The following is a 21,466-nucleotide window of genomic DNA, read 5'->3' on the forward strand; positions in this document are numbered from 1 at the left end:
CCTGACCACCTTCTTTAGCCAATGGTAAGGCCATGGCAACCCTCAATGGTTTCACCTTCGAAGTCTGCTTTGCCAAATGAACATTCTGAAAAACTACACTGGCGCATAATTACCAAGGAGAAATTGGCTTGATCGAAGGAACATTCATCAAACGTACAGTCCACAAACTCGCAGTTATGGAAGCTACACCTGTCGAACTGAACATCGGTAAATTCGCATTTCATGAAGCGGATTCCAGAAAAAGTAGATTGCTCAAAGTCGACGTTTTCGAGCTCAGTCTCTAGTATAAGCGCGTCCTTGAATACTGAATGGGATGCGGTTGTATCTTCAAGGCGGCAGTCCTCCATTGGACTTAACACAAATCGGCTGCGACTTATGTTACAGGACAAGAACCGGACTTGAACAAAGAAAACTGATGACCACACGCTTCCCTCGATCGCACATCTAGCGAAATGGGAGCCTGTGATCTCGCCTCCGGATGCGTAATAACCTGGAGTATCCCCGTCTTCCCACGTGATCCCAGCAAGAGCACTGACCGAGAACGTGTCTGGAAATGGATCTCCAGTTACTGCCGAGCCTGTCTTGTTAAGGGTGAAGGATGGGGTGCTAAGATGGAAATCAGGGCCATCAAACGTGGTTTTCTCGATTTTTAATCGCACGTGAGACTGAGCATACCGCGCTTGATTTAACGCTCCCCAGAATAACATCAGTGCAGCTAATGAGCGCTGAAGCCGCTCGGAAGAGCTTACCTTTGAAAACCATGTACCGTGAGGGGCATCTTCTAATTGTATCAGGCTCTTCATGAGCGTTGAAACTGACTTTGCTCGATTCCAAATCGACCAGTCGTATTTTTCAAGCCTGAGCACGGCCTCATCTCTTGCAAAAAGTCCAATCTCACGCTGCTGGGGACCCGACATGACATATGCCATCCAACGGCGCTGAGCTGATGCCTGCGCAACCTCCGACGACCCCGTACCGTGTGCGAGCATTAGGGCCTCGAATTCATCGAACAAAAATGTAGTGAGAAGATACTCGGAAAATGTCTTGTGCGTAAATTCGATTTCGTAATCCCTAGGGTTTCCAATCAACCCCTGAGACATTGGTCGATCTTGGAACCTATAATAAAAGCTTGTTATAAGTGTGGGGTCGCCATCGTCGCCTAAATTTTGCTGGAGTTTCTCAAACTTCCTGATCAGCGATGGATCTCCATTTTTTATAACATCTTGAATTTCCTTAATGCTTACCGCCCTTAAGGTGCCGTTTTGCCAAGTCGCTACCGCCATGTGCTGAAGAATATCTGTGAAGTCAGCGCTCGGAAGCAGCTCGGACTTTAGGTCGCCCCAGTCTTCGCCTTTTCTAACCTTCTCTATTATGTCGCTGTATATCTGGTTGCGGTTCTTTTGGGAGGTATGCCGGTCAATTTGCTCGACGACGGACTTCACGTCGTACGGGGGGGCAGGCCAGGCAGATCTAGCAATCAGGAAGGAAAGCAGAGGCTCCTTGCTGAGATCAAACAAACTTTCGGTTGGGTCATCGAGGTAACGAGGCAGTTTTTCATCTGGCTCTAACCCCTTCGCTTTCAAATATTTCCGCCACCAGATGCCACGTAGCTCTTCTCCGTAAATCACCCTCTCGCCTCTGGCATCAACCAGTTCACCTGAGAGATCACCCATTTCGAAAAGCAGGCATAGACCTGCAAGCTTATCAGCCACCATTCGAGTGACGGTGTCTCTCCCGAATACGATGACCCGTACCGATTTGCCGAAACTTTTCGCTAAAGATATTTCCGCTCTCACGGATTTGATCACTTCAAGAACACGTGGCTCAGCGTAGCTTTGAGTACCAATCTCATCCAAGCCATCGATGATCAAAGTCATTCGATCTTCGGACGTTCGCCTGAACTGTTCGAAATAGTGTTTGATTGAGATCCTGTCATCCACAACGTCAGGCAGGTCTTCATCCGGGATATACGATTGCCCATCAAAGCGGGTGCCACGAAAAAATAGGGTAAACCCTTTTCGCTCTCCTGCGAGGAGTTGTGCAATATTTAGCGCAAGCGCAGACTTGCCACTCCCTGGCCCGCCGGTAACAAATACCCAATCAACGCTGTGATCGGACTGCTTTACTGCAAAATCTCTAAGAAAGGTTTCACCATAGGCCACAATCTCTGGATTCGTGCCTTCTCTCACTCCTTTTGGAAGGATGTGGATTGGCACATAGATATCCCTAAGCGGGAAGTTCTCGCCCACGACGTTTGCTGCGAAGCGTCTTTTGATCCACCGATGATGTTCAATGAATATGCGCCGGGCATTGCCATTAGCCGCCTCAAAGCGCGCCCAACAATTTACGAATTCTTCGTCCCATAGGGTTGCCACCTTATGATGACAAATATGACGTATGAAGTCCCTCAAGGGCTTCCGGCACTGACGACTAACTGGTTTGCTGATATTTGACCATGATGCAACAAGTTCAGAACTAATGCTCCGGCCACCGTAAGAAGTTGACGAAATCTCCTCGCTCACCTCTAAATCGCTCAACCCGACCCTGGACATGAAGTCTCGCATAAGCTGACCTGGGGAGAACGAACCGGCTTCATTTGGCGGTGCCGTCGATATCATGTTTCTATAGTCTTTATTCACACCATTCCTAACCAAGCACGCAGAGTTGGGATCAGATAACTATAATAACGGAAACATAGAAAGGACCGCCTAGTTCGCAAACAACAAGGCGGTCCGATTATCAGCCGTTCACTTCGCGCTGGACGAAAGCTCGTACCGGCTCGACTTTGCGCCAAGAACTGATCAGAAAACGATCACCAACACGCCGTTCAATACAGATGCTCTGATCCTGTTCAAAATATATGCCGTCAGCATCAAAAATCTTGATCTTTAGAGGAATTGTAGCGCTTTTCCTTAGATCCACGACCTCGAAGCTGATGCTGATCGGGCGCTCAATCTGATCAAACCAAAGATGCCTATAATACCGGTTATGACATTCAACGGTCCAGACATTGTATTCCACTCCAATATCACAAATGAAGCTGTCAACGTGCTGTGCAGCGTAAAAGTCATCGCGATACAACTTAACCAAGTTATTATATTGGTCGAAGCTGACAAATGGCACGTCATTTGTCTCTAGCTGCATAATAAACGGTTTGTGTATTTCGTACGTAATCATGGTGTCTATCCTCATAAAATTTGACACCGCCCGCCCGGGCTTGCGGATGGGCTAGTGATACCGCCTCCCTCCTACTTTCCGCAAAAGACAAAATCGGTCCAACGACCAAGAAAAACCTCCCAAATACCTGATCTAAATCAGAAAAAAATATCGAACGCGCCAATCCAGAAATAGCGAGGACACCGCTCTGCGGGACGCACTAGGGTCAAAAATCTTGACCAGAACATAACGACGGTAGCAGACGCACATCCGAAACTTTTATTCGGAGGAATAGCGTTTGCGCGTGGCACGCTTGACGTCTTTGGCGATCTTCTCGCCAGAGCTCTTTGTTGTCTTTCTCATGGTCCACTCCTCAGTGCCTGCTGTTGAGCAACAAGCACACTTTTAGCAAATTGCCCTGTTTGGATCCATAAGCGCTGACGTCAGACATTCCTCAAGGTGCATGCTGACCGTGGATACGATGCTGGGCGCCTAGAGGATATGAAACGGCTCATCGACGCCCAGAACAGCGATGTCTTCGATGTTTTAGTGTATGTAAAATTCACGCTGGCCCCTCAGCTACGATCTAAGCGGGCGGAAGCGGCAAGGCCAAACGGCCTTATCGACTTCGAAGGCGAAATGCGTTCATGGATATACAGGGTCATTTGTACACCCCATAACCTTTCAGCACTTTTCTCAAGGCCGCCAACCGGAATGATACACCATATCAAAAATGTTGCTGACATCTTCAGCCGAACATTTGTGATGTTTATAAGTTACCGAACGATTCCTTCAATCAACACCTGCACACAAAATGCAAATTGAGGTCGACAGCAGCAAATTCAGAAAAAGGGGGCTGAAAAATACGAAAAGGCCCTAAATCATTGCTAAATATGACCCAAAATTAAGATAGTGGTGCGGGTGAAGGGACTCGAACCCCCACGCCATAGGCGCCAGAACCTAAATCTGGTGCGTCTACCAATTCCGCCACACCCGCACTGACCGAGTCGGACATTTCCGAAGCGGTTGAGACGTCACTAACAAACCACAATGAAAGAGGCGAGACAAAAAAAACACGCGACATAAACATTATCTTGTCATATTGTTGAGAGAACCTGAGGCAGGTTAGATAACAAGAGAGACGCCCATGAAACCGAATACGGTCAGGCGCGTTGGTGGAGCAATTCCACAAACGGGCCAATACGCGCCTTATGCATCCCGCGATACCGGGCTGTTGCAAGGCACTATGCTACTGACACTTGAGGGCGAAATGCCTGTAGAGTTTGTAAGTGTCGGCGATAAAGTCATCACACGCGACAGCGGGATTGCCCGCGTAGAGCATATCCAGCGGACCAAACGCATGGTCCATACCATCGCTGTGGCAGCAGGATCGCTTGGTCACACACGGCCAGAGCGTGACGCGCTTCTTGCGGGTGACCAGATGTGTTTGATCCGCGACTGGCGCGCCCAAGCGATGTTCAGCGCAGATCGCGCCTTGGTCGCTGCCCGCACGTTGGTAGATGGCGAATTCATTCGCGATCTTGGCATGCAGGAACAGACGCTGATCCAGATCTTCTGTGACGGTCCGCATATTCTGTACGCTGACGGTCTTGAAATCAGCACCGCAGACGGCGCACGCGCCCGCGGTCAGGTTCTGCACGCCGCCTAAATACCCAGCTGCCGGAATACTTTCGGCAGTTTTTCGGGCAAATCCTCTGCAATCAGGCCGGGGCCGAATGAAAGTGCGCACTCCTGATGGAGCCACGCACCCAGTTTGGCTGCGGTAAGCGTATCTAACCGCCGCGCAAGCAGGCCAGTAATAAAGCCCGCCAGAACATCGCCCGCCCCTGCTGTTGCCAGCCAAGGGGCGGCGCGATCGTAGTGGGCTGCGCAAAGCACTGCGCGCCCGTTTGGCTCTGCGATCACAGTATCGGCCCCTTTGAGCAGCACGGTACAACCCGCCTCAGCTGCCGCATCACGCACCGCATCTACCTTGGAATAAAGCGGCCCGGTCTGGTTCTCCAGCTCATTTTGATAGCTCCGTAACGATGCCAACCGCTCTTGCATGAAACTCAGATTTTCTTTCAGCCGCTCCGCCAGAGCGTCAGATTCGTGTAGTTCAGGACGCTTTGGGCCCACGAGGTTTTCAGCGATATCAGGGAACAAACGCGCAAATTCACCCCCATGCGGGGTTAACACGCATCGCTCATGCAGAAGTTCTTTCAGTGCGCTATCTTGAGCAATCAGCGTGAGGGCGTCCGCATCAAGCACACATGCCCTGCGCGCCTCAAGCACCGTGCGCACAAGCTCTGCTTCGCGCGCGCCCATCCCCAATCCCGGTCCGATGCAGAGAGCGTTTAAGCGACTGTCATCAGCCAGCATCGCGCGAAGGGCCGCATGGTCCGCCACTTTGCGCAGCATGATAGCATCGAGATGCACAGCGTTTTCCATCAATGCGGAGGGCGGACAACCAACAGTCACAAGCCCCGCGCCCATACGCAACGCGCCGCGCGCCGCAAGGCGGGCGGCTCCACCGCGGCCCACACCTCCCGATAGCACCAGTGCTGCGCCATGGTCGTATTTATGACCATAGGGCTGCTTGCTAAGCAGTCCGCTTGAATCTACGGCCGTTAAGTTCCGACGGTCTTCAACCGCACCCAGCGGCGGTTGAAGGCTAAGAGAGACCGGACGGACAGCGTTGCCTTCATTCAGGCTGCGGTAAGCCTCCAACCCGATATCACAGACTACAAGCTTGCCGCATAGCGCCGGACCGTCTGCCAGAAAATGACCGGCTTTGGGACTGTCGAACGTCACTGTCAGCGCCGCATAGGCTGCGCGGGAATTGGAGGGAACAGGTTCGGGGCAGCCCAGCACCCGCCCGCTGTCAGCATCAAGGCCAGATGGTACATCCACCGCAACCATACGTGGCTGAAAATACCCATGGTCGCCGCCGCTGCCCGCCAGATAGCCCACAATATGTCCTAGCTCTCCGCTGAGCGGACGGCTTATCCCGATCCCGAACAGCGCGTCGATATAGTGCGTCACCTCGCCAATGCGCTGGCGGGTCCGCAGGCCGGCTTGCGTCAGGGCCCAGACAGGATGCTTCGCCTGCCACCGCGCATAATTGGCAGCAGCATCGGGCGGCAGCTTGGTCGCGTCACCATAGAAATACACATCGACCCGCCAGCCAAGCGCGTCCAACAAACGCGCAATGACAAAGCCGTCCCCCCCGTTATTACCCGGCCCGCACAACACTATCGCATAGCCGGGCGCGCCCCTGCGCTCTGGCCAGTGGGCAAGAATCGCATCAACCACGCCCTGCCCTGCCCGCTCCATCAACGCCAGTCCCGTGACCTCACCCGCGCCAATTGCACGCTGTTCGACTCCGCGCATTTGGTGCGCTGTCAAAAGCTCTGTCATTTTGCCACCGACCCTCGATTCACTTTCGTCTACTTTTTAATCATCACGCCTAATTCTTGAGCGAGACGTGTCAATTTCCAGCTTACCCCGTCGCGACCGTCGTGTCGCGTCTGGATTCCCCCCAACAGCGGTGAAATCACTGCGTTGCAACATTCAGGGAGGTCAGCATGAAAAAGATCGAAGCGATCATCAAACCCTTTAAGCTCGACGAGGTGAAGGAAGCCCTTCAGGACGTCGGCGTTCAAGGCCTCTCTGTTATCGAGGTAAAAGGTTTTGGCCGTCAGAAGGGCCACACCGAACTGTATCGCGGCGCTGAGTATGTGGTGGATTTCCTACCAAAAGTGAAAGTGGAAATCGTTCTTGATGATGATCAGGTCGATGCCGCCATCGAAGCAATCGTAAACGCAGCCAAGACAGAAAAAATCGGCGACGGCAAAATCTTTGTCTCTCCGGTTGAGCAAACGATCCGCATCCGCACCGGCGAGACCGGTTCAGACGCCCTGTAAACACCACACGTGACAACTCGAAAACTAAAAGGACATTGCCATGAGCGCTAATGCAGACCTGATCAAACGGATCAAAGACGAGGATATCGAATATGTCGACATCCGTTTTACCGACACACGCGGTAAATTGCAGCACGTTACCATCGTTAACGATCTGGTAGATGAAGACTTCCTCGAAGAAGGTTTCATGTTTGACGGCTCCTCCATCGAGGGCTGGAAATCCATCGAAGCCTCCGACATGAAGCTGATGCCCGACGTTTCGACAGCATATGTTGACCCCTTCTACGCTGAAAAAACGCTCTGCATTCACTGCTCCATTGTTGAGCCTGACACAGGCGAATCCTATGAGCGTGACCCACGCGGCACAGCCGAAAAAGCCGAAGCATATCTGAAGTCTTCCGGCATCGGTGATGTGGCCTACTTCGGTCCCGAAGCGGAATTCTTCCTGTTTGACAACGTGAAGTTCTCCAACTCTATCAACAAGGTATCCTACGAAGTTGATGCGTCCGACGCGTCCTGGAACACCGACACCGATTACGAGATGGGCAACATGGGCCACCGCCCTGGCCTCAAAGGCGGCTACTTCCCGGTGAACCCCATCGACGAAGCCCAAGACCTGCGCGCCGAGATGCTGTCTACCATGAAGCGTCTGGGTATGAAGGTTGACAAGCACCACCACGAAGTGGCGTCTTGCCAGCACGAACTCGGCCTTATCTTTGGCACGCTGACCACACAGGCAGACGAGCTGCAGAAATACAAATACGTGATTCACAACGTGGCGCACGCCTACGGCAAATCCGCAACGTTCATGCCAAAGCCAATCTATGGCGATAACGGCTCCGGCATGCACGTGAACATGTCCATCTGGAAAGATGGCAAGCCTTTGTTTGCTGGCGACAAATACGCTGATCTGTCCCAAGAAGCGCTGTATTTCATTGGCGGCATTCTGACACACGCAAAGTCGCTGAACGCGTTTACCAACCCGGGCACCAACAGCTACAAGCGTCTGATCCCGGGCTTTGAAGCCCCTGTACTGCGCGCTTATTCCGCACGCAACCGCTCCGGCTGCGTCCGTATTCCATGGACAGAATCCCCCAAGGCGAAGCGCGTCGAAGCTCGTTTCCCAGATCCGAGCGCGAACCCTTACCTTTGCTTCGCAGCTCTTTTGATGGCCGGCCTTGACGGCATCAAGAACAAGATCGACCCGGGCGAAGCGATGGACAAAAACCTCTATGACCTGCCCGCAGAAGAGCTGGCCGGCATCCCAACGGTTTGTGGCTCGCTGCGCGAAGCTTTGGACGAGCTGGGCAAGGATATGGACTATCTGCTGGCCGGTGACGTGTTCACCAAAGACCAGATCGAAGGTTATATCGGCCTGAAGATGGAAGAAGTTCACAAGTATGAGCACACGCCTCACCCTGTTGAATTCGGCATGTACTACAGCTGCTAATTTCTTCAATTTTTAAAGTTTAAAGGGCGCCCTTCGGGGCGCCTTTTTCTTTACATCCGCATACAACCAAAGCAGAAGGCGGCCGACAGCAGACCATCGTTAAGCTACATGAAATTACCGAGGATTTTTTAGGCTCTCGGCTCGGCATAAACCCGCCCGCCAACACCGAACTAGGGGGTTTGCAACCCAAAACCACTCAGTTAATCTCTGCCCAACTTTAGATCAGGGATTAACAATTATGCGTTTCACTAGAAAAATTATGCTTGCTGGCGCTTTTATGGGTGCCCTCGCGGCCCCTGCAATTGCCGCCCAGTGCGGCAATAACGCCAGCGGATTTGGCGCATGGAAAGCGGCCTTTGCCTCCGAAGCGCAGAAAGCAGGCGTAAAGCAGCGCGGCCTAGACGCCCTTGCAAATGCGCAATACGCAACCGCGACAATTCAGGCCGACCGCAACCAGAAATCGTTCAAATACACATTGGACAAATTCATGCAGGTGCGCGGCGCGAACACGATCGTCAGCCAAGGCCGCAAGCGCAAGGGGCAGAACGCTGGCTTTTATTCATCGCTAGAACAGCAATACGGAGTGCCTGCGGGTGTACTGCTGGCCATCCACGGCATGGAAACCGGTTTTGGCGGCTTCATGGGCGGCTCTGCTGTTGTATCCGCCATCACGACACTGGCTTATGATTGCCGCCGGTCCGCGTTTTTCACGCCCCATGCTATCGGGGCGCTGATGCTGGTTGACCGTGGCTCAATCACCTCCAACACCAAAGGTGCCAAGCACGGTGAGCTGGGCCATACCCAGTTCCTGCCGGGCAACGCGCTGCGTTATGGCGTTGACGGCAATGGCGACGGCCGCGTAGATCTGTACAATCAAACGGATGCGATGGCCTCAACCGCTAACTTCCTGCGCAAGAAAGGCTGGAAGCCCGGACAAGGGTACCAGCAGGGTCAACCGAACTTTGCAGTGATCAAACAGTGGAATGCAGCCACCGTCTATCAGCAGGCGATTGCAATCATGGGCGCCAAAATCGACGGCTGATCCGCTTCGCACCACAACCAAGATGTCACAGACCCCGGCCATGCAATTGGTCGGGGTCTTGTGTTTCTAATCCACGGCCCCTATTTGCGGATCAAGGGTCAGGCCCCTGCCGTCCGCACCTCGGTGAAGTCCTGTTATTTATACTCGGTCCTCAACCACACCAATCCGTGGGATGCAGGCAATGCGGACACCTCAGACGCCACGCTTTTGGAGTGATGGACAATGACACACATACCTTCCCGCGATGTGCTGAAAGCACAAGCAAAACGCCTGCGTACTGAACTGAGCGCAAAAGGCACCGAGATGACCCATGCCGCAGCCTTGGAAACGGTTGCGCATCAATGGGGCATGCGTGACTGGAACACGCTTGCTGCCAAGGCAGATGTAAGCGCTGTTCAATGGCACCCCGGCCAACGTGTTTCAGGGCGTTATCTGGGCCACCCGTTCCGGGGCATGATCAAGGCGGCAAGCCTGTCATCCTCTAGCTACTGGTCACTCACTGTGCGCTTCGACGCGCCTGTGGATGTGGTGGAGTCCGAGTTGTTCACCTCTTTGCGCCAACAAGTGCGCGCAGCGGTCAACGCGGACGGTGTATCGCCGCAAAAGACATCGAACGGTCAGCCGCATATCGTGATCACACCAGAATGACCCCGAAAGCGCCCGGCACAATGTCGGGCGCTTTTACGTTGCCACTACGAACGTGTGGATCGAAAACACAACGACATCACTGACCGGCATCCGCACAATGCATTGCCGTTCCGATCGGATATAGGGTGCGGCCTTTCGGTCAGGTTCAATCCGGCGTGGTGCTGTGGCCGAGCGGGGCTGGTGCAATTCAGGATCGTCATACCAAAGCCGGTTAAAGCGCCACAAAGGCCGCCCTGCCCGCACCCCGTCAAACAAACGCTGGACGCGGCGCGCCAGATCATTGTCATACTCTTGCACAGGTTCATGGATACCGATCAGTGGCTTGCCCGCCTTTTCCGCCAGACGCCAACTGGCAGGAAAGCACAGAACAGCGCCCACCAGAACATGCTCTGCCCCGTGTTTGCGCAGGATGCAGATATCTTCCTGCACCAGCATCCCCAGCGTCAGAAGCGGTTCATTGAGGTCGAGTGGGACCACGCGCCCGTCAGGGCAAGTCACGTCGCTTGCACCCACAGTGAACCCCAACGATGGCAGCACGGCCAAGGCTTCTGCCAGCACCTCGCGCGCAGCATTCAGCGCTGTCGGCTCCATCCACAGAACTGCATCGCGGGCTTGGGAAAATAGCTCCAGTCGCCGCTGAATTTGCGCGCCATAGGCTTCGTCAACGCGCAACCAATCATCCGCAGCCGCCGGTGCCATTCCGGGCAATCCGGTCTGTGTCTGCATCTCTGATGGAAGGGAATTTTGTAAAATCACAGTCATGCGCAGACGTTAGCGCAGCATAGCAGTGCAGGCAAAAGCGACATGACACCGTGTCGCAAACATTCAAGCACGGAGGCATTTTTGCGCCACCCTTGTCACGAAGGGAGCCGCATCATGAACCAACACTACCGTGAGACCCGCAAGATCGACCCGACCAAAGGCGCGACCCTGCCCGATGGCTCCCCAAACGATGCAGACCGCGTTGAAATCGGCCCCACTCAACTGGCGTTTCGCGAATGGGAGGCCGCGGGGCTTGTTCTGCCCAATCTGGACGCCATGCGCCGCTATCGATGGGCGCGGCTGACACAACATATCGTTGCCCGTGGCTATGGCGGGTTGCTGATGTTTGATCCGCTCAACATCCGCTACGCCACCGACAGCACCAACATGCAACTGTGGAACACGCACAATCCTTTCCGCGCAGTCCTTTTATGTGCCGACGGTTACATGGTGATTTGGGATTATAAGAACTCGCCTTTTCTGAGCGAATTCAACCCGCTGGTCCGCGAACAACGATCGGGCGCGGACCTGTTCTATTTTGATCGGGGCGACAAGGTTGGTATGGCGGCGGACGTGCTCGCGGGGGAAATACGCGATCTTGTGGCAGAGCATGGCAGCGGCGAAAAGCGGCTAGCGGTGGACAAGATCATGCTGCACGGTTTGCGGTCGCTGGAACGGGCGGGCTTTGAGGTCATGGACGGTGAGGAAGTGACCGAAAAATCCCGCAGCATCAAAGGTGCTGACGAAGTCTTGGCGATGCGCTGCGCCAGCCACGCGTGTGAAACCTCAGTGCGTGCAATGGAGGATTTTGCGCGGTCGAATGTCCCGCTTGGCAACACCTCTGAAGATGACATATGGGCGGTCATGCACGCCGAGAACATCCGCCGCGGAGGTGAATGGATCGAAACGCGGCTGCTGTCGTCAGGTCCGCGCACCAATCCGTGGTTTCAGGAATGTGGGCCACGTATCACGCAACCGAACGAAATCATCAGTTTTGATACCGATCTAGTCGGCAGCTACGGCATCTGCGTCGACATCTCGCGCAGCTGGTGGATCGGTGATCAGGCCCCGCCACCAGAGATGATCTATGCCATGCAGCACGGGGTCGAACACATCATGACGAACATGCAAATGCTCAAACCCGGCGTGATGATCCCGGAGCTATCGGCGAACACCCATGTTCTGGATGCACCGTTTCAAAAGCAGAAATACGGATGCCTCATGCACGGCGTTGGACTATGCGATGAATGGCCATTGGTTGCATATCCGGATCAAGCCGTCGAGGGCGCCTATGATTACCCTCTTGAGGCGGGCATGGTGCTGTGTGTTGAGGCATTGGTCAGTGCCGAGGGCGGTAATTTTTCGATCAAGCTCGAAGATCAGGTTTTGATCACCGAAGACGGTTATGAGAATTTGACCACCTATCCGTTTGATGCCGCATTGATGGGGCTGGGCCAAAGCTGAACTGCTAACGGCTTTTTGTGCATTTTATTGCAAGTGTGCAAAACCATTTTGCAATCAGCCATTCAAAGGTGACCTCGGCTTTCCGCCTGAAAGATGTGCCCAATCCAAAATTTGCGGGCCTGCCAGCCACTGACGCGACATGTAGTTGATTGATCTGGCGGGATCACTTGGACACGAAACTGCATAGGGTGCGGATTGCACCTTACGCAGGGCTTGGCGGCGGCGGCATTATTCTGGGCATCGCAATCACATTGGTAGCCGTGCAGATGCGATCCCGAAAACAGCATATTTCCCAGATAAGCGATTAGGTTGCCCAGCTTTCCCAGGCGCAACATCCAACACCAAAGCCACAGGATGCGACCCGCACAGTTGCCGCCGACCTGCTGACGGTTACAGCGCCTACTGTTGCGCCGCCACAAGCCATGGCACCAGCCACCCGCAATCCGGCGGCACGCCGCAAGCGTCTGCACATTCCCAAGGCCTGACGGGCCCGCCTCCAGCTTTGACATTCAGGAACATGGCCCTGCATGTCATGCGTTATTGCCGACCTTTACTGCCCCAGCGCTTGGCCCAGATCGTCTGCCAGATCGCCCGCATCTTCGATGCCAACCGACAGGCGCAGCAGCCCCTCTGGAATACCTGTATGCGGCTCGATGGTGTGGCGGTGTTCAACAAGGCTTTCGACACCACCAAGAGATGTTGCACGGTGGAAAAGCTGAAGGCGCGCAGTCGCGGCCAATGCCGCCTCAGCGCCGCCTTTCACCACGAATGACAACAGCGGGCCGAAGCCACCTTTCATCTGGGTGCAGGCCAGATCATGCCCCTTGTGAGATGGCAAACCGGGGTAAAGCACGGCCTCGACCGCCGGATGGTCCGACAGATATAACGCCAGTGTCTGCGCGTTCGATGACATCCGCTCAACCCGCAGTGGCAGGGTCCGCATACCGCGCAGCAGCAGCCACGCCTCGAACGGACCAAGCACGGCGCCCGCCATATCACGGTCGGCACGAATGGCTTGCCAGATTTCGCTATTTGCGTCCGCACAGGCCAGCGCACCTGCCAGCACATCGGAATGTCCGTTCAGCCCTTTGGTTGCAGAGTGCATGACGATATCGGCCCCGAAGGACACGGCGCGTGTCAGCACAGGCGTAGAGGTTGTCATATCGGCGATCAGCAAACCACCGGCGGCATGTACAGCCTGCGCGCAAGCGGCAATATCCACAATCCGCAACCACGGGTTCGAAGGCGTCTCGATCCATGCAAGGGCTGGTTTATGGTCGGCGCAGGCCTGTGCAAAAGCGTCTGTGTCTGCCGCCTCGATCTCGATCAAGGTGATATCCCTGCGGTCACAAAAGGCACGAATCCACGCTGTGGTACCCCAGTAAATCTGGCTTTGCACCAGAACGCTGGCACCAGCAGGCAACGTGCGGAAGACCGCCGCTACTGCCGCCATGCCAGAGGGAAAGACCATCGCCTCCTGCGCGCCTTCCAGTTGCGCCAGCACCCCTTCGACCATCCGCCCGTTGGGCGCATGGGAACGCGAATAGACATTGCCGTCCACCGCCGGCACATAGCTTTCGTCGCGTACAAAAGTTGTTGCGGGGTGAATCGGTGGCACGACACCACCGGTTGCGTCATCCAGCAGCCCGCCTGCCTGTGCGGCAACAGTGGCAGGACGAAGGGTGTGGGACGGTCTTGGAGACATGACAGAGGCTTTCATTTGACATGGGTGTGTACGCTCGGTGTACGTCTGGTGTACGCGCTGTGCAAACACTTCTCACACCGACGTGAGCCATGTGTTCGTCCCTTGTGCTGGTGCGGCAGCTGCGCCAGATTGCAGATATGGAACAGGAGAACGGTCAATGAAAATCGCAGTCGCGGGAATTCCGAGAAGTGGCACGACTATGACCTTTCGCGCGCTCGCAGGCCTTCCGAGGGGCGGAACGACGCCAAAGGATTACGACGGCCCCATCGTCAAGACCCACACCCGGGCGCCGCAGGAATTGGCCGGGATCACAAAGGCGATATTCCTGTTCGGGGACCCTGTTGCATCCGTCATTTCAACGCGGCACAACCGCTGGTCTGCGGGGCATTTCAAGAATTGCGGTGTAGAAGACATTTCCCCCGACGAGGCCGATATCTATGTCGAGGACCTGTTGGGATACGAAAAGATGTTCGATGCCTGGACGCAACGGCAGCCCTTTGACTGTATTTGCGTCAGATACGAAAGCTTGCATGATAACCTTCAGATCTTGAATACCTTTTTCGGACAGCATCTATATGTGCAACCTTACCGCGCGCGCGCAACGCGCCCCGAAGAGCGGGAGAGTGAAGACACTCTCGCCCGCATCAAGCAGACCTACGCCACGTTCATCCGCAAAGTCGAAGCCGCACCTGATGTCATGATCTACAGAGCGTCATAGGGTTTGCGGCATACCGCATGATCCCGTCCATCCCCCGAACGCGGGGTCATAGAATAAATAGAAGGATTTTATCCCATGCCAGTAAAGCGCGTCTCTTTTCCCGGTCATGACGGCGCGCAACTGGCCGCTCGGCTGGATATGCCTGCCGGTCCACATCTGGCGACAGCGCTTTTTGCGCATTGTTTCACCTGTGGAAAGGATATCGCGGCCGCGCGCCGCATCGCCGCACGGCTGGCAGCCATGGGCATTGCCGTCTTGCGATTTGACTTTACCGGCTTGGGCCATTCGGAGGGTGAGTTCGCCAACACCTCCTTCACCAGTAACGTCGATGATTTGGTCTGTGCCGCCACTTGGGCAGCGCAGGAAGGTATGCCGCCAAGCCTGCTGATCGGTCATTCGCTGGGCGGGGCTGCGGTGATCAAAGCTGCAAGCCAGCTTGACGGTATCAAGGCAGTGGTCACGATCGGCGCGCCCTTTGATCCGGCCCATGTGACCCAGCACTTCGCGGATGCTTTGCCGCAAATCGCCCGCGATGGCGCTGCGCAGGTCGATCTGGCCGGACGCAGCTTTACCATCGGAAAATCCTTCATCGAAGATACCGGCAACGGTGCATTGGGCGATGTATTGAGCCACCTTAAAACCGCCCTTTTGGTGATGCACGGGCCGCTGGACGAAGTCGTCAGCGTGGACAGTGCCGCGCAGATTTTCATGGCTGCGAAACACCCCAAAAGCTTTGTTTCGCTCGACAATGCAGACCACCTGATCACGCGAGCCGAGGACGCGGAATATGCTGCCAATGTGATTGCTTCATGGGCAGCGCGCTATATCCATCTTCCCCTGCCCGCGCCGCCCGTCGGCACCCCCGAAGGCATCGTGCGTGTGTCAGAGGCCGATCCTGACGGCTTTCTGCAAGATATTTCCTCTGGCACCCATGTGCATTTGGTCGCGGATGAACCACTGGCCTATGGTGGGACCAATATGGGGATGTCTCCCTACGGGTTTCTTTCAGCAAGCCTTGGTGCCTGCACCTCTATGACCATCCGCATGTATGCACGGCGCAAGGGATGGCCACTGGAACATGTCCGCGTTGATGTCAGCCATGACAAAGTGCACGCACAGGACGCTGCAACAGGCTCAGGTGAGAAAATCGACAGATTTAACCGCCTAATCACCCTGACTGGAGGCGCTCTAAGCCCCGAGGAAAGAACCAGATTGCTGGAAATCGCAGACCGTTGCCCGGTGCACCGAACGCTGGAGCGAACGTCGGAAATTCACACCGCACTTGTCGAATAGACGCTGCCGCACGGCTGGTTCGCTGCTTTGGAAGCGCCACGCACCTTGTTCTCGGCGCGACATCGGTCTATTGGCCCTGTGTCCCTTGCAGTGTCACAAAAAGGTGTGCCAATGATCCCCCGTTATTCCCGCCCCGAAATGGTTTCAATCTGGTCTCCAGAGACCAAGTTCCGCATCTGGTTCGAGATCGAGGCGCACGCCTGTGATGCCATGGCCGATATCGGTGTGATCCCGCGCGCCAACGCTGATGCCGTCTGGAAAGCCAAAGACGTAGAATTCGACGTGGCCCGCATCGACGAGATCGAAGCCGTCACCAAGCATGATGTTATCGCCTTTCTGACGCATCTTGCAGAGCATGTAGGCAGCGACGAAGCGCGGTTTGTGCATCAGGGCATGACCTCCTCCGACGTGCTTGATACCTGCTTTAACGTGCAGCTGACCCGCGCCGCTGACATTTTGATCGCAGATATGGAGCTGCTTCTGGCCGCGCTGAAACGTCGCGCGATTGAGCATAAAGACACTGTACGCGTGGGCCGCAGCCACGGCATCCACGCAGAGCCGACAACAATGGGTCTGACATTCGCGCGTTTCTACGCCGAGATGGACCGCAACATGCGCCGCCTGAAAACAGCGCGCGAAGAAATCGCAACCGGCGCAATCTCGGGTGCGGTTGGCACATTCGCCAACATCGACCCCGCCATCGAAGAGCACGTCTGCGAAAAGCTGGGCCTCACACCAGAGCCGATCAGCACGCAGGTTATCCCGCGTGACCGCCACGCCGCATTCTTCGCCTGCCTCGGCGTGATCGCCAGCTCAATCGAGAACGTCGCGACCGAAGTCCGCCACATGCAGCGCACCGAAGTGCTGGAAGGCGCAGAGTTCTTCTCTGCTGGTCAAAAAGGCTCCTCTGCGATGCCGCACAAGAAAAACCCTGTGCTGACCGAAAACCTGACAGGTTTGGCGCGCACCATCCGCATGGCCGTTATTCCAGCCATGGAAAACGTGGCCCTGTGGCACGAGCGTGACATTTCTCACTCCTCTGTCGAACGTGCGATCGGTCCCGATACGACAATCACTTTGGATTTCGCCCTGCACCGCCTGACTGGCGTGATCGACAAGATGCTAATCTATCCCGACAACATGCTGGCCAACATGAACAAGTTCAGCGGCCTGGTGATGTCACAGCGCGTGCTGCTGGCCCTGACCCAAGCAGGTGTAAGCCGGGAAGACAGCTACAAGCTGGTCCAGCGCAATGCGATGAAGGTTTGGGATGACGGCAAGGATTTCAAAACCGAACTGCTGGCCGACGAAGATGTTCTGGCAGCCCTAAGCGTTGAAGAAATCGAAGAGAAATTCGACATGGGCTACCACACCAAACATGTCGATACGATCTTCAAGAGGGTTTTTGGCGCCTGATTATTGCGCAAACCCGGCATCATCTCGCAAGATTGTGATGCGGCAAATTGACGAACGGCGCGATTTCTTTTGAAATCGCGCCGTTTCGCGTTACCCTTGGTCAATGTCAAAAAAGGAGTAATGGACATGAGAATGAAGATTGCACTTTCTACCGCTGCCTTGGTTCTGCTGCCTGTGATGGGCTTTGCGGCAGGCTGCAACTATGACAAACAAGCGATGTCCTGCGGGGCCGGTACCGTTTATGACGCCGACAGCAACAGCTGTGTCGAAACCACTACCTAAAGGCATGCAGCCGCCAACCGTTCCTATCGGGTCGTGCGTGTAGACTGTTTCCTTTTGCGCGCGCGACTTCGTCTTGAGTATCAAATATCAGTGTTTTCCGGAGTATCCTTTATCATGCGTTTTCTGTTGGCTTCGGCCCTCGCCTTCTGTCTTCCAGTCGCTGCTTTGGCGAATAGCGAAGAACCCGCGCCCCCCAAAAAGCCGAAATGTGAAAGCGGCTTTGTTTATGACAAGAAGACAAAAAGCTGCGTCAGTACGAATGGCCATACGCTTGACACCGATGCGCTTTACCAAGAAGTGCGCGCGCTTTCCTATGATGGGCGCTATGCCGATGCGCAGGTACTGCTAGCGCAAATGCCTGCAGACGATGACCGCACATTGACCTACATGGGCTTCACCAACCGCAAGATGGGCCACGCCGAAGCCGCGATGGAATATTACGGCCGCGCATTGAACAAAAACCCCGGCAACGTTCTGGCACGTGCCTATATGGGACAGGGTTTTGTAGCGGACGGAAATATCGCTGCAGCACTTGAACAACTGCACAAGATCCGCGCGCATGGTGGCACAGGGACTTGGGCCGAAACATCCCTGCGCACCGCCATCGCGACAGGACGCCCTATCGACTGGTAACAATACATTTTCCAGCCATTCCAGACGGCGTAGCCCTGCGGCTGCGCCGTTTTTTGTTCGAACCCTCAGTGGCTTCAGCCATTTTTTACTTTTAGCCCCGATACCTGTGTCATCCTCCTTTCACAAAGATCGGCGCCGATGAACGAACTTGCCTCCCTCTCCGCTACATCCAATGCCCATCCGATTTCGCGGATCATTCCGCAGCCATCGCTGAGCAAACGCGCGAAAGCTGCGATTGTCGTGCGGCTATTGATCAACGAAGGGGCGGACATACCGTTGGAAGAATTGCCCGCCGAATTGCAGGCACAGCTCACACATCAGATGGGTGCGATGCGGGTTGTAGACCGTGTCACCCTCGCCTCAGTGGTAGATGAGTTCACAGAGGCGCTTGATTCCATCGGCCTTTCTTTTCCGGGCGGCATTGCCGGGGCACTGGATGCGCTGGACGGTCGGATCAGTCGCGAAACGGCAGCGCGTTTGCGCAAAGAGGCGGGCGTGCGCGCCGCAGGTGACCCTTGGAAACGTCTGCGCGCCCTGTCGGAACAAGAACTGCATGACATCATCGCGTCCGAAAGCACCGAAGTTGCCGCTGTACTGCTGTCAAAACTGGATATTCCAGTAGCTGCGGGCTTGCTTGGTCGGCTTTCGGGGCCGGAAGCGCGGCGCATCACCTATGCGGTCTCTCTGACAAGTGATGTTACGCCAGATGCTGTTGACCGTATTGGCCTGTCCTTGGCCGCCCAGTTGGACGAGCAAAAGGTGCCCGCATTTGACACCGGCGCGGCAGAGCGGTTGGGGGCAATCCTCAACTCTTCCTCGACACCCACCCGTGATGATGTGCTGACAGGTCTGGAAGAGACCGATCAGGTGCTCGCTGATGCTGTTCGCAAGACGATCTTCACCTTCGGAAATATCGCAGCGCGCATCGCGCCGCGCGACATTCCACGCGTTCTGCGCGAAGTTGACGGTGACGCACTCATCACAGCGATGGCCGCTTCTGAGGCTATCGGGTTCGGTGCTTCGCGTGACTTTATCTTTGAGAACATGTCAGGCCGCATGGCAGACCAATTGCGCGAAGATATTGCGGAGGCTGGCAAAATAAAAATGTCTGACGGGGATGAGGCGATGTCGGCCATTGTTGCCGTCATCCGCGACATGGAAAACCGCGGCGATCTGGTCTTGGTCCAGCCCGAGGAAGAGGAGGAGGACTGATACCGCCCCTTGTTGCACCGCGGCCTTGGGACTATGTCTGAAGGCCACGTGATATTGAACAGGAACCTATGTCCGCATCTTCCCCCTCAAAGAAAACCGGCTTTGCGCGCACGATGGGCCACTATCTAAGCAATCTGGTCATCGTGGGATTGATCCGGCTGATGTTGGTTCTGCCCTACGCGATGCGCGTCCGGATGATGGGCGCGGTGGTGCAGTACGCAATCGGACCGCTTGCAGGTTACCGTCGTCGGGCGCTCGATAATCTGGCGCTGATCTGGCCTGACATGCCTGCCGATGAAAGGCAAAAGATCGCGTCGCGATGCCTCAACAACGTGGGGCGCACTTTCATTGAAAACTACTCTGCCGATGACTTTCCGGAGCGGATGGCCACAAACCAGCTGACTGGCGCGGGCGTTGGACCGCTGGAAGAAGCGGTCGCACATGGCAAACCCGTCATTCTGGTCAGCGGCCATTACGGAAACTATGAGGCGACGCGCGCAGCGCTGGTGGCACGGGGGCTTAACATTGGCGGGCTCTACCGCAATATGAAGAATCCATATTTCAATGCCCATTACGTCAAGACGATGGAGGCCTTCGGGGGCCCTGTCTTCCCCCAAGGTCGTCGTGGCACCGCAGGTTTTGTGCGCCACCTGAAAGAAGGTGGACAACTAGTGCTGCTGTTTGACCAGCACGTGTTTAAAGCACCCTTGTTTGATTTTCTGGGTCAGCCTGCGAACACCGCGATCTCGGCGGCAGAGCTCGCCTTGCGGTACGATGCATTATTGATCCCGTTTTACGGTATCCGGCAGCCAGACGGGCTAAGCTTCGAGACAGTTATTGAAGCACCCATTCCAGCCACTGACGCAATGACCATGACCCAAGCACTAAGCGATAGTTTGGCGGAACGGGTAAAGGCCGACCCGGGCCAATGGTTTTGGGTTCACCGTCGTTGGCGGCCAAAGGCCTAATCGATACGGGCTGCCGCAACGATCGGGCCTGCGCCTGCTTCTTGCACCAAAATTACCAATGGCTGATCGCTGGATGCTTCCAGTGATAGGTTTAGTGGGCTTTTTCCATCCCACGTTGCCACCGTTTTCATGTCTTGGGCGATATTGGTGTATTCGATCGTCTTGGATCGGTTCTCGCCCCGGGTAATCTTGCTGACATGCGACGGAATGACATGAAGCATGTGTACCTCCATCGCAGAGACCGTGCCTGAAGGCACCGTTCCACTGATCTGCACCTGCCCCTGCGCACGCTCGACATCCAGACGCATGCGTACGCCGGCCTCCTTATAGGATGCAATCGCTTTGGACAGCACCATAGGCTTGGCCCCGACGATATCGGTCTGGCCGTTTACAATGGTCTCGGGCGTGTAGATTGACCGACGCCCGGCTTTGGCGGCGTAGGCACGTTGCCGGTTGGCATGTGCTGGATCGCCGAACTCATCCTTCCATCCGATATAGTCCCAATAATCAACATGCAGGGCAATTGCGATGACGTCATCGCGCTCTCCCAGCTCGCTGAAAATCGCATCGGCCGGCGGGCAGCTTGAACAGCCCTGCGAGGTGAACAGCTCAACCACCACGGGGCGCTGTTCGGCCAGTGCTGCTGTGGAAAAACTTGAACCAGCAGCCAAAAGGCCCGCTGTCAGGATGTTCACGGCTCGGTACATGTGATTCCAATCGTATTAATGAAGTCTCTCCATTGGTAAGGCCCAGCCAATGAAATAACCAATCAAGGTTTCGAGAGAGGCTGT

At 55.3% G+C, this 21,466-nt stretch carries 19 protein-coding genes, 1 tRNA gene and 1 pseudogene; 14 read left to right on the forward strand and 7 right to left on the reverse strand.

From position 1 onward, the window contains the following. Positions 1–14 precede the first annotated feature (14 nt). Complete coding sequence (locus tag K3757_RS11585) at positions 15–2,639, reverse strand: pentapeptide repeat-containing protein (protein WP_259995686.1); 2,625 nt, start codon at positions 2,637–2,639, stop codon at positions 15–17. A 100-nt stretch (positions 2,640–2,739) separates the two neighbouring features. Then, complete coding sequence (locus K3757_RS11590) at positions 2,740–3,177, reverse strand: hypothetical protein (protein WP_259995687.1); 438 nt, start codon at positions 3,175–3,177, stop codon at positions 2,740–2,742. A 420-nt stretch (positions 3,178–3,597) separates the two neighbouring features. On the opposite strand from K3757_RS11590, the pseudogene K3757_RS19120 reads away from it, so the two are divergent. Then, positions 3,598–3,822: pseudogene (locus K3757_RS19120) on the forward strand (hypothetical protein); the annotation flags it as partial. A 247-nt stretch (positions 3,823–4,069) separates the two neighbouring features. Here K3757_RS19120 and K3757_RS11595 read toward each other — a convergent pair. Further along, positions 4,070–4,153: transfer RNA gene (locus K3757_RS11595), tRNA-Leu, on the reverse strand. Positions 4,154–4,303: 150 nt separating this feature from the next. On the opposite strand from K3757_RS11595, the gene K3757_RS11600 reads away from it, so the two are divergent. Beyond that, complete coding sequence (locus K3757_RS11600) at positions 4,304–4,825, forward strand: Hint domain-containing protein (protein ID WP_259995688.1); 522 nt, start codon at positions 4,304–4,306, stop codon at positions 4,823–4,825. Here the strand turns inward: K3757_RS11600 and K3757_RS11605 are convergent. Continuing rightward, on the reverse strand, positions 4,822–6,576 hold the full coding sequence (locus tag K3757_RS11605) for an NAD(P)H-hydrate epimerase (RefSeq protein WP_259995690.1): 1,755 nt from the start codon (positions 6,574–6,576) through the stop codon (positions 4,822–4,824). The two genes, K3757_RS11600 and K3757_RS11605, sit on opposite strands and share 4 nt — an antisense overlap. Positions 6,577–6,743: 167 nt before the next feature. Here K3757_RS11605 and K3757_RS11610 point away from each other — a divergent pair, with 167 nt between their 5' ends. From K3757_RS11610 to K3757_RS11625, 4 genes are all read left to right on the forward strand, one after another. Then, on the forward strand, positions 6,744–7,082 hold the full coding sequence (locus K3757_RS11610; protein ID WP_259995692.1) for a P-II family nitrogen regulator: 339 nt from the start codon (positions 6,744–6,746) through the stop codon (positions 7,080–7,082). A gap of 40 nt (positions 7,083–7,122) precedes the next feature. After that, on the forward strand, positions 7,123–8,532 hold the full coding sequence (gene glnA, locus K3757_RS11615) for a type I glutamate--ammonia ligase (protein ID WP_259995694.1): 1,410 nt from the start codon (positions 7,123–7,125) through the stop codon (positions 8,530–8,532). Positions 8,533–8,770: 238 nt separating this feature from the next. Further along, positions 8,771–9,574 carry a lytic transglycosylase domain-containing protein gene (locus K3757_RS11620; protein ID WP_259995696.1) on the forward strand — a complete coding sequence of 268 codons (804 nt, stop codon included), beginning with the start codon at positions 8,771–8,773 and terminating at the stop codon, positions 9,572–9,574. Positions 9,575–9,796: 222 nt separating this feature from the next. Continuing rightward, on the forward strand, positions 9,797–10,222 hold the full coding sequence (locus K3757_RS11625; RefSeq protein ID WP_259995697.1) for a glyoxalase superfamily protein: 426 nt from the start codon (positions 9,797–9,799) through the stop codon (positions 10,220–10,222). A 33-nt stretch (positions 10,223–10,255) separates the two neighbouring features. Here the strand turns inward: K3757_RS11625 and K3757_RS11630 are convergent, their stop codons facing one another. Then, positions 10,256–10,921, reverse strand: a complete 666-nt coding sequence (locus tag K3757_RS11630) for a DUF3445 domain-containing protein (RefSeq protein ID WP_311201730.1) — start codon at positions 10,919–10,921, stop codon at positions 10,256–10,258. A 177-nt stretch (positions 10,922–11,098) separates the two neighbouring features. On the opposite strand from K3757_RS11630, the gene dddP reads away from it, so the two are divergent. Next, positions 11,099–12,448 carry a dimethylsulfonioproprionate lyase DddP gene (gene dddP / locus K3757_RS11635; RefSeq protein ID WP_259995699.1) on the forward strand — a complete coding sequence of 450 codons (1,350 nt, stop codon included), beginning with the start codon at positions 11,099–11,101 and terminating at the stop codon, positions 12,446–12,448. 550 nt (positions 12,449–12,998) lie between these two features. On the opposite strand, the gene K3757_RS11640 is transcribed toward dddP, so the two are convergent. After that, positions 12,999–14,153, reverse strand: a complete 1,155-nt coding sequence (locus K3757_RS11640) for a PLP-dependent aspartate aminotransferase family protein (RefSeq protein WP_259995700.1) — start codon at positions 14,151–14,153, stop codon at positions 12,999–13,001. Positions 14,154–14,310: 157 nt separating this feature from the next. Here K3757_RS11640 and K3757_RS11645 point away from each other — a divergent pair, with 157 nt between their 5' ends. The 7 genes from K3757_RS11645 to K3757_RS11675 all read left to right on the forward strand — a co-directional run bounded on the left by K3757_RS11645 (position 14,311) and on the right by K3757_RS11675 (position 20,675). After that, positions 14,311–14,871 (forward strand): hypothetical protein, encoded by a 561-nt coding sequence (locus K3757_RS11645; protein ID WP_259995701.1) that lies wholly within the window; start codon positions 14,311–14,313, stop codon positions 14,869–14,871. A 75-nt stretch (positions 14,872–14,946) separates the two neighbouring features. After that, a complete protein-coding gene (locus K3757_RS11650) occupies positions 14,947–16,164 on the forward strand; it encodes a bifunctional alpha/beta hydrolase/OsmC family protein (protein ID WP_259995702.1) in 1,218 nt (405 codons plus the stop codon). A 111-nt stretch (positions 16,165–16,275) separates the two neighbouring features. Further along, the gene (gene purB / locus K3757_RS11655; RefSeq protein WP_259995703.1) at positions 16,276–17,580 is read left to right on the forward strand and encodes an adenylosuccinate lyase; all 1,305 of its coding nucleotides are present in this window, start codon (positions 16,276–16,278) and stop codon (positions 17,578–17,580) included. A gap of 126 nt (positions 17,581–17,706) precedes the next feature. After that, positions 17,707–17,862, forward strand: coding sequence for an adenylosuccinate lyase (locus K3757_RS11660; RefSeq protein WP_259995704.1), 156 nt, complete (start codon positions 17,707–17,709; stop codon positions 17,860–17,862). 114 nt (positions 17,863–17,976) lie between these two features. Beyond that, a complete protein-coding gene (locus K3757_RS11665; protein WP_259995706.1) occupies positions 17,977–18,495 on the forward strand; it encodes a hypothetical protein in 519 nt (172 codons plus the stop codon). Positions 18,496–18,633: 138 nt separating this feature from the next. Continuing rightward, positions 18,634–19,707 (forward strand): flagellar motor switch protein FliG, encoded by a 1,074-nt coding sequence (locus K3757_RS11670; RefSeq protein ID WP_259995708.1) that lies wholly within the window; start codon positions 18,634–18,636, stop codon positions 19,705–19,707. A 68-nt stretch (positions 19,708–19,775) separates the two neighbouring features. Then, a complete protein-coding gene (locus tag K3757_RS11675; protein ID WP_259995710.1) occupies positions 19,776–20,675 on the forward strand; it encodes a lysophospholipid acyltransferase family protein in 900 nt (299 codons plus the stop codon). Here the strand turns inward: K3757_RS11675 and K3757_RS11680 are convergent. After that, the gene (locus K3757_RS11680) at positions 20,672–21,382 is read right to left on the reverse strand and encodes a thioredoxin family protein (protein ID WP_259995712.1); all 711 of its coding nucleotides are present in this window, start codon (positions 21,380–21,382) and stop codon (positions 20,672–20,674) included. The genes K3757_RS11675 and K3757_RS11680 overlap by 4 nt on opposite strands. Positions 21,383–21,466: the final 84 nt, after the last annotated feature.

Origin of the sequence: Sulfitobacter sp. S223 (genome assembly GCF_025143825.1) — a bacterium.
In the GTDB taxonomy this organism is placed as follows: Bacteria; Pseudomonadota; Alphaproteobacteria; order Rhodobacterales; family Rhodobacteraceae; genus Sulfitobacter.